Source organism: Burkholderia sp. LK4 (genome assembly GCF_001043615.1).
Lineage (GTDB): Bacteria > Pseudomonadota > Gammaproteobacteria > Burkholderiales > Burkholderiaceae > Burkholderia > Burkholderia cepacia.
In genome coordinates, this window is the sequence record NZ_LDUL01000010.1 from 94289 (window position 1) to 107417 (window position 13129).

Annotated in this window: 13 protein-coding genes; 7 read left to right on the plus strand and 6 right to left on the minus strand. The window is 67.6% G+C overall.

The features are described 5' to 3' along the window. Positions 1 to 71 precede the first annotated feature (71 nt). Positions 72 to 983 (minus strand): substrate binding domain-containing protein, encoded by a 912-nt coding sequence (locus tag VK92_RS06005; protein ID WP_021162120.1) that lies wholly within the window; start codon positions 981 to 983, stop codon positions 72 to 74. 172 nt (positions 984 to 1155) lie between these two features. On the opposite strand from VK92_RS06005, the gene gcl reads away from it, so the two are divergent. The 4 genes from gcl (at position 1156) to lysM (ending at position 5670) form a co-directional block, all read left to right on the plus strand. Next, positions 1156 to 2931 carry a glyoxylate carboligase gene (gene gcl, locus VK92_RS06010; RefSeq protein ID WP_021162121.1) on the plus strand — a complete coding sequence of 592 codons (1776 nt, stop codon included), beginning with the start codon at positions 1156 to 1158 and terminating at the stop codon, positions 2929 to 2931. 43 nt (positions 2932 to 2974) lie between these two features. Continuing rightward, entirely contained in the window at positions 2975 to 3784 is an 810-nt protein-coding gene (hyi, locus tag VK92_RS06015) for a hydroxypyruvate isomerase (RefSeq protein WP_048021038.1), read from the plus strand. 26 nt (positions 3785 to 3810) lie between these two features. Further along, complete coding sequence (locus VK92_RS06020) at positions 3811 to 4716, plus strand: 2-hydroxy-3-oxopropionate reductase (protein WP_330744519.1); 906 nt, start codon at positions 3811 to 3813, stop codon at positions 4714 to 4716. A 483-nt stretch (positions 4717 to 5199) separates the two neighbouring features. Continuing rightward, the gene (gene lysM / locus VK92_RS06025; protein WP_021162125.1) at positions 5200 to 5670 is read left to right on the plus strand and encodes a peptidoglycan-binding protein LysM; all 471 of its coding nucleotides are present in this window, start codon (positions 5200 to 5202) and stop codon (positions 5668 to 5670) included. 105 nt (positions 5671 to 5775) lie between these two features. Here lysM and VK92_RS06030 read toward each other — a convergent pair whose 3' ends face one another. Then, positions 5776 to 6798 (minus strand): asparaginase, encoded by a 1023-nt coding sequence (locus VK92_RS06030; RefSeq protein ID WP_048021034.1) that lies wholly within the window; start codon positions 6796 to 6798, stop codon positions 5776 to 5778. A gap of 272 nt (positions 6799 to 7070) precedes the next feature. On the opposite strand from VK92_RS06030, the gene VK92_RS06035 reads away from it, so the two are divergent. The 3 genes from VK92_RS06035 (at position 7071) to VK92_RS06045 (ending at position 8889) form a co-directional block, all read left to right on the plus strand. Next, entirely contained in the window at positions 7071 to 7361 is a 291-nt protein-coding gene (locus VK92_RS06035) for a PsiF family protein (RefSeq protein ID WP_011549641.1), read from the plus strand. Positions 7362 to 7620: 259 nt separating this feature from the next. Beyond that, complete coding sequence (locus VK92_RS06040) at positions 7621 to 8070, plus strand: membrane protein (protein WP_048021032.1); 450 nt, start codon at positions 7621 to 7623, stop codon at positions 8068 to 8070. A 231-nt stretch (positions 8071 to 8301) separates the two neighbouring features. Next, on the plus strand, positions 8302 to 8889 hold the full coding sequence (locus VK92_RS06045) for a BPSL1445 family SYLF domain-containing lipoprotein (RefSeq protein WP_011352325.1): 588 nt from the start codon (positions 8302 to 8304) through the stop codon (positions 8887 to 8889). Positions 8890 to 8996: 107 nt separating this feature from the next. On the opposite strand, the gene VK92_RS06050 is transcribed toward VK92_RS06045, so the two are convergent. From VK92_RS06050 to VK92_RS06065, 4 genes are all read right to left on the minus strand, one after another. Next, positions 8997 to 10061, minus strand: coding sequence for a glycosyltransferase family 4 protein (locus VK92_RS06050; RefSeq protein ID WP_021162641.1), 1065 nt, complete (start codon positions 10059 to 10061; stop codon positions 8997 to 8999). A gap of 249 nt (positions 10062 to 10310) precedes the next feature. After that, entirely contained in the window at positions 10311 to 11486 is a 1176-nt protein-coding gene (locus VK92_RS06055) for an AAA family ATPase (protein ID WP_021162642.1), read from the minus strand. Between the two features lie 22 nt (positions 11487 to 11508). After that, a complete protein-coding gene (locus VK92_RS06060; protein WP_048021030.1) occupies positions 11509 to 12681 on the minus strand; it encodes a mechanosensitive ion channel family protein in 1173 nt (390 codons plus the stop codon). A gap of 89 nt (positions 12682 to 12770) precedes the next feature. Then, entirely contained in the window at positions 12771 to 13127 is a 357-nt protein-coding gene (locus tag VK92_RS06065) for a Rap1a/Tai family immunity protein (RefSeq protein ID WP_006485939.1), read from the minus strand. Between the last annotated feature and the right edge of the window lie 2 nt (positions 13128 to 13129).

Consider the following 13129-nt stretch of genomic DNA (forward strand, 5'->3'; position numbering starts at 1 on the left):
TTGCTGCGTCGAGTTTATTCCCGCGCCGGGCGCATGAAGCGTAAAAAAATCGCCGGGCCGCCCGCCTCCCGTTACGGCGTGGTGCTCCAGTAACCGGGGCGCGCATACGCGGCGCGCAGGTAGTCGATGAAATAACGCACGCGCGCCGGCACGTAGCGCTGCTGCGGGTAGACCGCGAGGATGTCGTAATCGGGCAGCGCGTATTCGTCGAGCACGGTCTCGAGCTCGCCCGTCTCGAGCTGCGCGGCAATTTCCCACGTCGAGCGCCAGCCGAGCCCGAGGCCTTCGGCCACCCAGCGGTGCAGCAGCTCACCGTCGTTGCAGTCGAGGTTGCCGGCCACGCGCATCGTCGCGATCTTGCCGTGGCGCTGGAAATACCAGCCGCGGTTCTGGCCGCCCTGCAGGTTGAACGCCAGGCAGTTGTGCCTCAGCAGGTCGTCGAGCGACTTCGGCCGGCCGTGCCGGCGGAAATACTCGGGCGTGCCGCACACGACGCGCCGGTTCGACGCGAGCTTCACCGCGACGAAGTTCGGATCGACCGCACCGCCGATCCGGATCGACAGGTCGTAGCCCTCGCGCACGAGATCGACGACGCGGTCGGTCAGGTTGAACGACAGCTGCATCTCGGGCTTGTCGGCCAGAAAGCCCGGCGCGTGCGGCGCGACGTGCTTGCGCCCGAACGCGGCCGGCGCCGACACGATCAGGTGCCCGCTGACCGCGCGCCGCCCGGCGGCCAGTTCGTTCTCGGCCTGGTCCCATTCGGACAGCAGCCCGCGGCAGCGCTCGAGGAACGCCGCACCCTCCTCGCTGACCACCAGCCGCCGCGTCGAGCGGTACATCAGCTTCACGCCGAGCCGCTTCTCGAGCGCGTCGATGCGCCGCCCGAGCACGACCGGCGACACGCCCTCCTCGAGCGCCGCCGCCGCGAGGCTGCCGGCATCGGCCACGCGCACGAACGTCTCGATCTGCTTGAAGCGATCCATCTCCCGTCTCCGTCTCTGTTCCGGCTCCGGCGGAAAGCCCCGCCCGGCCGTCATTCCATACTTTTAGTTTCGAAAAAAGCGACTTCGGCTGATCTTATCAAACCTTTCCTGCATCCCTAAAGTGTCCCCAACAGACCCATTCGCAAGATCCACCCCATTCAAGGAGACATTCATGGCCAAGATGAGAGCCGTCGACGCAGCTGTGCTCGTGCTCGAGAAGGAAGGCATCCAGACCGCGTTCGGCGTGCCGGGTGCGGCGATCAACCCGTTCTACTCGGCGATGCGCAAGTCCGGCGGCATCAGCCACGTGCTGGCCCGCCACGTCGAAGGCGCGTCGCACATGGCCGAAGGCTTCACGCGTGCGGCCCCGGGCAACATCGGCGTGTGCATCGGCACGTCGGGCCCGGCCGGCACCGACATGATCACCGGTCTCTACTCCGCTTCCGCCGACTCGATCCCGATCCTCGCGATCACGGGCCAGGCACCGCGCGCCCGCCTGTACAAGGAAGACTTCCAGGCCGTCGACATCGAATCGATCGCAAAGCCCGTCACCAAGTGGGCCGTCACCGTGCGCGAACCGGCGCTGGTGCCGCGCGTGTTCCAGCAGGCATTCCACCTGATGCGCTCGGGCCGTCCGGGCCCGGTGCTGGTCGACCTGCCGATCGACGTGCAGCTCGCCGAAATCGAGTTCGACATCGACACCTATGAACCGCTGCCGGTCTACAAGCCCGCGGCCACCCGCGCGCAGATCGAGAAGGCGCTCGCAATGCTCAACGACGCGGACAAGCCGCTGATCGTGTCGGGCGGCGGCGTGCTCAACGCGGCGGCCGAAGACCTGCTCGTGCAGTTCGCGGAAACGGTCGGCGTGCCGGTGATCCCGACGCTGATGTCGTGGGGCGCGATTCCGGACGACCACCCGCTGATGGCCGGCATGGTCGGCCTGCAGACGTCGCACCGCTACGGCAACGCGACGCTGCTCGCGTCCGACTTCGTGCTCGGCATCGGCAACCGCTGGGCGAACCGTCACACGGGCAGCGTCGAGGTCTATACGAAGGGCCGCAAGTTCGTGCACGTGGACATCGAGCCGACGCAGATCGGCCGCGTGTTCGGCCCGGATCTCGGCATCGTGTCGGACGCGAAAGCCGCACTCGAACTGTTCGTCGCGGTCGCGCAGGAATGGAAGGCCGCCGGCAAGCTGAAGGACCGCAGCGCATGGGTCGCCGACTGCCAGGCACGCAAGCGCACGCTGCAGCGCAAGACGCACTTCGACAACGTGCCGGTCAAGCCGCAGCGCGTGTACGAAGAGATGAACAAGGTGTTCGGCCGCGATACCTGCTACGTCAGCACGATCGGCCTGTCGCAGATCGCCGCCGCGCAGTTCCTGCACGTGTTCAAGGCACGCAACTGGATCAACTGCGGCCAGGCGGGCCCGCTCGGCTGGACGATCCCCGCCGCGCTCGGCGTGCGTGCCGCCGACCCGAGCCGCCCGATCGTCGCGCTGTCCGGCGACTACGACTTCCAGTTCATGATCGAGGAACTCGCAGCCGGCGCGCAATTCAAGCTGCCGTACGTGCACGTCGTCGTGAACAACTCGTACCTCGGCCTGATCCGCCAGGCACAGCGTGCGTTCGACATGGACTACTGCGTGCAGCTCGCGTTCGACAACGTGAATGCGCCGGAGCTGAACGGCTATGGCGTCGACCACGTGGCCGTCGCGGAGGGCCTCGGCTGCAAGGCGCTGCGCGTGTTCAAGCCGGAGGAGATCGAGCCGGCGCTGCGCCAGGCGCAAACGCTCGCGGAAGAATTCAGCGTGCCGGTGGTCGTCGAAGTGATCCTCGAGCGCGTGACGAACATCTCGATGGGTACCGAAATCGACGCGATCAACGAATTCGAGGATCTCGCCGAAAAGGCCGAGCACGCACCGACCGCGATCTCGATGCTCGACTGAACCGCACGCCATTTTTGACTGACCGACCGAAGAGGCTTAGCTCATGCCGAAGTTTGCTGCAAACCTGACCATGCTGTTCAACGAAGTGCCGTTCCTCGACCGCTTCAGGGCGGCCGCCGATGCGGGCTTCGACGCCGTCGAGTTCCTGTTCCCGTACCCGTACGCGAAAGAGGAACTCGCCGAGCGGCTCGAGACGCATCGCCTGCGCCTCGTGCTGCACAACCTGCCCGCCGGCAACTGGGACCAGGGCGAGCGCGGCATCGCGTGCCTGCCCGATCGCGTCGGCGAGTTCCAGGAAGGTGTCGGCCGCGCGATCGAGTACGCGAAGGCGCTGAAGGTGCCGCAGCTGAACTGCCTCGTCGGGATTCCGTCGGCGAGCACGGCGCGCGACAAGACCTTCGTCACGATCGTCGACAACCTGCGCTTTGCCGCCGACGCGCTGAAGCGCGAAGGCATCCGCCTGCTCGTCGAGCCGTGCAACAGCTTCGACATCCCGGGTTTCGCGCTGAACCGCTCGTCGGAAGGGCTCGACGTGATCCGCGCGGTCGGCTCGGACAACCTGTTCCTGCAGTACGACATCTATCACATGCAGCGCATGGAAGGCGAACTGGCCGCGACGATCGAACGCAACCTCGCGTCGATCGGCCACGTCCAGCTCGCGGACAACCCGGGCCGCAACGAGCCGGGCACGGGCGAGATCAACTACGCATTCCTGTTCGCGCTGCTCGACCGGCTCGGCTATGCCGGCTACGTCGGCTGCGAATACAAGCCCCGCACCACCACGACGGAAGGCCTCGGCTGGCTGCAAAGCGTCGCCGGCTGCGCACCGGGCTCGGCGCGTCGCGCCGCCTGAGATCCGCCCTTTCCGCATACGCCCCTATAGGAGACTTTCACATGGCAACCATCGGTTTCATCGGCCTCGGCATCATGGGCGCGCACATGGCGCGCAACCTGCTCAAGGGTGACCACCAGCTCGTCGTGAACGGCGCGTTCCCGATTCCCGACGACCTGCGCACGAGCGCGAAGGTCGTCGCGAACTCGACCGAAGTCGCACGGAACGCGGACATCATCATCTCGATGGTGCCGGATACGCCGGACGTGCGTAACGTGCTGTTCGCCGACGACGGCGTCGCGAAGGGCCTGACGGCCGGCAAGCTCGTGATCGACATGAGCTCGATCTCGCCGCTCGACACGCAGGAATTCGCGAAGCAGATCAACGCGCTCGGTTGCGACTACCTCGACGCGCCGGTGTCCGGCGGCGAAGTCGGCGCCCGCGAAGCGACGCTGACGATCATGGTCGGCGGCCCGGAGGCGGCATTCGAGCGCGCGAAGCCGCTGTTCGAGAAGATGGGCAAGAACATCACGCTCGTCGGCGACAACGGCGCGGGCCAGACCTGCAAGGTCGCGAACCAGATCATCGTCGCGCTGAACATCGAAGCCGTCGGCGAAGCGCTGTTGTTCGCCGCACGCTCGGGCGCGGACCCGGAGCGCGTGCGCCAGGCGCTGATGGGCGGCTTCGCCGCGTCGCGCATCCTCGAAGTGCACGGCGCGCGGATGACGAAGCGCACGTTCGATCCGGGCTTCCGCATCGAACTGCACCAGAAGGACCTGAACCTCGCGCTCGACGGCGCACGCAAGCTCGGCCTCGCCCTGCCGCACACGGCGAGCGCGCAGCAGCTGTTCAGCGTGTGCGCATCGCACGGCGGCAAGGCATGGGATCATTCGGCACTCGTGCGTGCGCTCGAGATCATGTCGAACTTCGAGATCGAGAAGACGGCGGGCTGAACGCATGCCGCCTGGCGCGGCTTCGTTCGGATGATGCAGTAACGCGCGGTCCGTCGCGATGACGGACACGCGAATGACACACGCGACCGGCACGGCCGGTCGCATCGATGCGCGAGACACGCGCGCATCACGGTGGGGCGCCCCGCCCTGCACTGCCGACGGCATGCGGGACGGGGCGAAAAACGCCGCTCTGGGCTGAGAGCGGCGTGGTGGGGTCCGCAGCGGCACCCGGCGACGCCGGGGAAGCCTTGGTCGGTCAGACGTCGTCGTCGGGTGTCCGCCTGTCGGATTTCGCGTATTACATTTCTTTACGTTCGAGCGTGCGATTTTTCATGCAATCGTCGCGCTGAACGCCTACACTTTCGCCACGCCTTTCGAGAAAACCGCCGCGCTTGTGGTCACTTCCGGTGACCGCGCCCAGCGCGGTGTTTTTTTCGCCACTTCACGGCGCGTTTTCTTTTCAACCACCCAAGGAGTGCAACGATGGGTCTTCTTTCGTTTATCAAAGAGGCGGGTGAAAAACTGCTGGGTCATGCCGACGCGCAAGCAGCGGAAGATCCGAATGCCGCAAACCAGACCGCGGCCGATGCCATCAAGAACTACATCAACACGCAGGGTCTCGATACGTCGAACCTGACCGTGGCGTTCGACGGCGCATCGCGCACCGTGACGCTGTCGGGCAGCGTCGCCGACCTCGACACGAAGGCGAAGGTCAAGGTCGCGGCCGGCAACGTGCAGGGCGTCGCGGGCGTCAACGACGACGATCTGCAACCGGACGATCCCGAAGTGCAGTACCACGACGTGAAGCCGGGCGACACGCTGTCGGCGATCGCCAAGGAAGTGTATGGCGACGCGAACAAGTACCCGGCGATCTTCGAGGCGAACAAGCCGATGCTGTCGAGCCCGGACCGGATCTATCCGGGCCAGAAGCTCGTGATTCCGCCGCAGTCCTGAGCATTCGTGCAGCACTGACGCAAAAAAGGCAGGCCGCTCGGCCTGCCTTTTTCATGGGCGACGCGCGCCGTGCAATCGGCGCGTATCGGTCATCCCGTCATCGAATCACAGCGTATCGAACGCGCGTTGCAATGCGTCGCGATCGTGAATGCCGTTCGCGAGCGCGAGCATCAGCAGCACGCGCGCCTTGAACGGGTGCAGCGACCCCGCGCTCACGAAACCGAGCGCATCGTCGCTCGCGGCGCCGTTGCGCATCACGTGCCCCGACCCGACGCGCGACGCACGCACCACCGCCACGCCCGCGTTCACCGCATCGGCGAGCGCCGCCTGCAGCGTCGCATGGATCGAGCCGTTGCCGGTGCCGGCGACGACGAGACCGCGCACGCCGGCCGCGACGAGCGCGTCGACGGCCGTGCGCGTCACACCCGCGTAGCTGGCGACCACTTCGACGGGCGGCCATGCTGCGGCGATCGCCAGCTGCGCGTCGCGCGAACGCGTGACGCGGCGTGCGAATTCGACCCGGCCGTCCTGCACCCAGCCGAGCGCGCCGAGTTCCGGCGACTGGAACGCGTCGACCGCATAGGTGCTCGTCTTCACCACGTCGCGCGCGCCGTGGATCCGGTTGTTGAACGCGACCAGCACGCCCTGCCCGCGCGCGGACGGATGCACGGCCACCGTTACCGCATTCAGCAGGTTCAGCGGGCCGTCGGACGACAGCGCGGTCGCCGGCCGCATCGCGGCCGTCAGCACGACCGGCTTGTCGCCCCTGACGACCAGGTGCAGCGCGTACGCGGTTTCCTCGAGCGTGTCGGTGCCGTGGGTGATCACGATACCGTCGACCGCCGGGTCGGCCATCAGTGCGTCGATCCGCGCGGCGAGCGTGTTCCACAGCGGCAGCGCGAGATCCTTGCTGTCGATGCTGGCGACTTGCTCGGCGTCGATGCGCGCGACGGACGCGAGCGCCGGCACCGCGTCGACCAGGAAATTGACGCCGAGCGCGCCGGCCTGGTAGCCGGCCGTGCTGGCCGCGTCGGGCGCGGCACCGGCAATCGTGCCGCCGGTGGCGAGCACGGCGATGCGCGGCAGGGCCGCCGCGGACGAAGGGGATGCGGGATTCAGAGTATTCATGGCCGCGATTGTAAAGGCTTGCGGCCGGTATCCGGCAGGTTCCGGCACGGCGGCCGGGGCCGGCCGCCGCACATCATGGTTTGCCCCGATCGTCCGGCCGGGTGCGCCGTCAACGGACGTGGTATCTGCAACGTTATAGGAAGTGCCGTTTTGGTGTTTTCACATTGATTTGCCATAATCGGATCGCCCCGCGCGATGCGGCCCCTATGCTCATCGTGCGGTGCGTCGTGACGGCGTCGATAAAACGCAATTCACCCCATGGGAGTGTCGAAATGAAAATCCAATCGCTCGTAGCCGCAGTGCTTCTCGGCGGCATGCTGGCTTCCCCCGCGTTCGCGGCGAACAGCCAGCAGGACAAGATGAAGGCCTGCAACACCCAGGCAGCCGGCAAGACGGGCGATGAACGCAAGGCGTTCATGAAGGACTGCCTGTCGGCGAAGCCCGCGAAGGCGATGACGCAGCAGGAAAAGATGAAGGCATGCAACACGCAGGCCACCGGCAAGAAGGGCGACGACCGCAAGGCGTTCATGAAGAGCTGCCTGAGCAATCAGCCGGCAGCCTGAGTTCCGGCGCTCCCGTATCGAATGCCGCGCACCGCTTCGGCGGGCGCGGCATTTTTGTTTTCGTTGCACGCGCATCGACGCGCCCGGCCCCGACCTCTCCCGCCCCGCTTTCCCGGCCCGCCGTGCCGGCGCCGCCACATGGTGCGGCAATTCGCCGCGATTTCTTCTATGATGGCTGCAACGCGGCCCTTCCAAGTACAAGAAGCGCCATCGGGCCGCCCTCGAGACGGACGCGCACGCGCGTCAAACGGAGGCATGGATGGCATGGAGACAACACCGCTGGTTCCGCCGCTGGCTGATCGTGATCGTGTTCTGGGCCGTGCCCGTCGCGATCGTCGCCGTCCGCGAGATCCGCGAGGAAATGGCCTACAACAAGGCGGACCTGCAGCTCGCGCTGACCACCTGGCAGCTCACCGATGCGCAGCAGGCCGCCGGCGCCGCCGCGAAGTGCCACGGGGATCCTGACGAGGCGCGCGCGGCCGGCTGCCCGGCCGACGTGCTCGCCGCCAACGCGCCGCGCCAGCAGGCGGCCCGCGACGAATACGTGCTGCGCCGCAGTACGCTCGCGGGCTACCTGTGGCATGCATTCGTCGGCTACTGGGTCGTGCCGGCCGCGTTCCTGTTCGCGTGCGGCGTCGTGATCGCGCTGATCCGCCGCGTGCTGCGCCGCCCGCCGATCAAGCCGCCCGTTCCACCCGTCACGCACTGATGCGCGCCGCGGGCGCCACCCACCGCACGATCGACCGCGGCGCCTGCATGCCGCGCCGCCCCCGGCGCGCGGGCGCCGGATCGTCCGTTGGCACGCCGCGACACCCTCGCCCGATTTGACGCTTTTTGTTGCGCGGACGAAAAGGGGGTGTAATCCACTGTGATATAACTGCCGACGTGATCCGCTCCCTGAGCGAGACTCACTCCGAACGTCATCCGATGGAGAAGAACGATGCAAAAACGGAATCTCGTGCTGAAAGCCGCCGCTGCGCTCATCGTCGGTAGCCTCGCGCTCACCGGTTGCACCACCACCCCGGACAAGCCGGACAACGCCGCGACCAACGCGTCGAAGCGTCAGGCAATCGACTCGAGCGTCGACGCCACGCTGTCGCGCATGTACTCCACGGTCAAGGGTTCGCGCGAACTCGTCGCGAAGTCGCGCGGCGTGCTCGTCTTCCCGGACGTGATCCAGGCCGGCTTCATCGTCGGCGGCCAGTCCGGCAACGGCGCACTGCGCGTCGGCGGCAGCACGGTCGGCTACTACAACACGTCGTCGCTGTCGGTCGGCCTGCAGGCCGGTGCGCAGTCGAAGGCGATCGTGTTCCTGTTCATGACGCAGGAAGCGCTCGACGAATTCCGCGGCTCGGACGGCTGGGCCGCCGGTGCCGGCGCGTCGGTCGCGCTCGTGAAGATGGGCGCGAACGGCGCGGTCGACACGACCACGGCCACCGCACCGGTCCAGGTCGTCGTGCTGACGAACGCGGGCCTGATGGGCGACGTGTCGATCAACGGCACGAAGGTCTCGAAGCTGAAGATCTGACGCTGGCGGGCCGCCCGTGCGCACCGCGCGCGGGCCACGCACGAACGGCGATGTCCTCGCGGGCATCGCCGTTTTTTTATCCGTGCTTTATCCGCGCGCGCCGCGCGTCAGGTCGTCGAGTCGATGACCTTGAAGCGCGAGCGTTTCTGCGCGCGGATCACCGACTGGTAGACGTCGACATACTGCTGCGCCATGCGGCGCGACGTGAAGCGCGCCTCGAAGCGCTGCCGCACGCGCGCGCGCGGCAGCAGGTGCAGCCGGTTCACGGCGGCCACCGCGCTGATTTCATCCTCGACGATGAAACCCGACACACCCTCGTCCACCACTTCGGGCACCGCGCCGCGATTGAACGCGATCACCGGCGTGCCGCACGACATCGCCTCGATCATCACGAGGCCGAACGGCTCCGGCCAGTCGATCGGAAACAGCAGCGCATGCGCGCCCGACAGGAACTCGGCCTTCTGGTGATCGGCGATCTCGCCGATGTATTCGACGTGCGGCAACGCGAAGAGCGGCTTGATCTCGCGCTCGAAGTATTCCTGGTCGGCCGCATCGACCTTCGCGGCGATCCTGATCGGCAACCCGCACTGACGGGCGATGCGGATCGCCGTGTCGACGCGCTTCTCCGGCGAGATGCGGCCGAGGAATGCGAGATAGCGCGGCTCGACGGGCTGCGGCATGTACAGCGTATCGGGCAGCCCGTGGTAGACGGTCGTCAGCCATTTCGCCTGCGGCAGCGGCTGGCGCTGCGAGTTCGAAATCGAGATCACCGGCGCCGTGTTGAACGTGTCGAACACCGGCTGCTGCTCGGGCAGGTCGAGCCGGCCGTGCAGCGTCGTCACGTAAGGCGTTTCCTGCCGGTTGAAGACCGAGAACGAGTAGTAATCCATGTGGAAATGGAGCACGTCGAAGTCCTTCGCGCGGCGCGCGACCGTCTCCATCAGCAGCATGTGCGGCGCGACCCGGTCGCGGATCGACGAGTCGAGCCGCAGTGCACGCGGCCAGACCGGCTCGAGCTTCGCCCGTGTCGTCGAATCGCCGCTGGCGAACAGCGTCACGTCATGACCGAGCTCGACGAGCGCCTCGGTGATGTAGGACACGACGCGCTCCGTGCCGCCGTACAGCTTCGGCGGCACCGATTCGGTCAGCGGCGCGATCTGGGCAATTCTCATGGTCCACGTCTCCTGTGTCCTGTCCGTTGCGGCACGGCCGGCGGGCCCTTGCGCTTTTGCGCGCGGCTCGCCCCGATGCAGCGCCCGCCGGATATCTCCTCATTATTCGCGATCCGGTTGCCCGGAACCGCCCGTCTTTCATTTTATGGGTGTTGTTACAGGCAGGATACATTCCGCCTGCCGGGCCGATATGGCCCCCGACACGGCCATCGCCCCCCGAACGCACCCGAACGCGCGCCGCGCCGCCCGTCAGCGCGACGGCCACTTCCATGCCGGCAGGTCGCGCGTGTCCGCGTCGACGAGCCCCGTCGCGCCGAGCTGCTTGTCGAGCACCAGCGATTCGCAGCCGGCCTCGCGCTCGAGCGTCGCGATGAGCCGCGCCGCGTGCGACACGACCAGTACCTGCGAATGCTGCGCCGCCTGCGCGATCAGGCGGCCGAGCGCCGGCAGCAGATCGGGATGCAGGCTGGTTTCCGGTTCGTTCAGCACCATCAGCGCCGGCGGCCGCGGTGTCAGCAGCGCCGCCGCGAGCAGCAGGTAACGCAGCGTGCCGTCCGACAGCTCGGCCGCCGCGAGCGGCCGCAGCAGCCCCGGCTGGCGCATCAGCACGTCGAAGCGGCCACGGCCGCCCGGGTTGTCGATCTCGACCGACGCGCCCGGAAACGCGTCGTCGATCGCCGCGTCGAGTGCCGCGCCGTCGCCGATTTCGCGAATCGTCTGCAGCGCGGCGGCCAGGTCGGCGCCGTCGTCCGCGAGCACCGGCGTATGGGTGCCGACGTGCGATTGCCGCGCGGGTGCCTGCGCATCGGTGCGGAAATGGTCGTAGAAGCGCCACGAGCGGATCCGTTCGCGCACCGCGATCATTTCCGGCGCACCGGTCGGATCGGCGAACTCGGTCATCATGCTGTCGAAGCTCGCCACCGGCTGCGGAATCGTCTGCCAGTCGCCGGTCGCGGTGCGCGCGCGGATCTGCGCACCCTGCCGGTCGACCAGCAGCGTCGACGGGCGCAGCACCGCGCCGCCCCAGATGCACTCGCGCTTGACGACCGGATCGAGCGAGAACTGCGAGTGGCTCGGAATCGGCATGCCGAGATCGATCGAATAACCGAAATCGTCGCAGGCGAAACCGAGCTTCAGGCTCACGGGCCCCTTGCGCACCGTGCCGGTGACCGGCGCGTCGCCGTCCAGCATCGCCCGCGAGAAACGCTCGGGGCCGGCCCACAGCGTCGACGGCAACCCGCCTTCGCGCGCGAGGGACGGGATCACGCGCCCCTGCGCGGTGTCGGCGAGCAGCCGCAGCGCGCGGTACACGCTCGACTTGCCGCTGCCGTTCGGACCCGTGACGACGTTGAGCGCCGCGAGCGGCACGATCAGCTCGCGCAGCGAGCGGTAATTGGCAATGGCAAGGGTTTTCAGCACGGTCATGACGGTGGCGGGCGGGCCGCGTTCAGCGGCCTTCGACGGCCTGCGGGTCGGCCGCGGTGTTGGCCGCCGTACTGGCGGCAGGGGCGCGCGCGTGCGGCCGTTCGGGATTCGGCGCATCCGGTGCGGAATCGTGCGGATACAGTTCCATCCTGCTGCGCGGCAGGCATTGCGGATAACGGTCCTGCAGATAGGCGATCAACCCTTCGCGCACGCGGCAGCGCAGATCCCAGCACGACGACGAGTCGGCCGCGCTGACGAGCGCGCGCAACTGCATCGTGCGCTCCGTCGCGTCGGTCACCTGCAGCACCTGCACGCGGCCGTCCCACTCCGGCGCCGCATGGACGAGCCGCGCGAGCTCCTCGCGCAGCGGCGCGAGCGGCGTACGGTAATCGACCGACAGGTAAACCGTGCCGATGATCTCCGAGCTGCTGCGCGTCCAGTTCGTGAACGGGTTCTCGATGATCCATTGCAGCGGCACGACGAGGCGTCGCTGGTCCCACAGCCGCACCGACACGAACGAACCGGTGATTTCCTCGATGCGCCCCCACTCGCCCTGGATCACGACCACGTCGTCGAGCCGGATCGGCTGCGTGAGCGCGATCTGCAGCCCGGCGATCAGGTTGCCGAGCACCGGCCGCGCGGCGATACCGGCGACCAGGCCCGCGACGCCGGCCGACGCCAGCAGGCTCGCGCCCACCTGGCGCACGTTCGGGAACGTCATCAGCGCGGCGCCGGTGCCGATGATCACGATCAGCACCATCACGGTCCGCACGAGCACCTTGGCCTGCGTATGGATGCGCCGTGCCTGGAGGTTGTCGGCCGTATCGATCGGATGAGCCTGGATGATCGCGTCGCCGACGCCGGCCGCGAGCCGCACCAGCAGCCACGTGAGCGACACGATCGAGCCGACCGCGGCCGCGGTGCGCATGCCGCGCACGAACGACATGCCGTCGTCCGCCTGGAGCCACACGAACTCGAGCGCCAGCAGCGCCAGCACGACGAGCGACGGCTTGTCGATGTAGCGCAGGATCGCGCTCATCAGCGGATACGGCTGCGCGAGGCGCTTGACGATGCGTGCGCCGAGGCGGTGCACGATCGTGACGACCAGCATGACGATGACCGACACGGCCAGCGTGCCGAGCCACGAATGCAGTGGCGCATCGGTGATGCGCTGCAGTTCCTCGATTGAAATCATCGGCGCCCGTGGGTAATGAGGCGCGCACGCCTCGTCCTGGATGCGTCGGCGACGTCCGGGCCACGCACGGGCCCGGACACGGCGTCAGGTCAGTTGCCGCTCCGGCAGGGAAACGCCTTGCCGAGACCGAGCGACACCGCGGTGCTCGCGTTGTAGTCGGCCAGTTTCGGATTTTCCGCGATGTACTTGCGCACCGCGTCGGTCATCTGCTGCGCCCGGATGTCGGGCGGCAGGCAGAAATACTGGCCGACCCGCGGCCCCGTCGTGCCGCCGATCGCATCGATGGTGTTGTAGACGCCGTCGGCGGCGCCTTCGATGTAGGCCGCGCACGACGCCCGCGACTTGACGTCCGTCTTCGCGCACAGCCGGTCGAGATCAGCGCCCGTGAAAGCCGCCGCCGACAACGGCACGGCAAACGCCGCGGCACAAAACATTGCGCGCAACATGG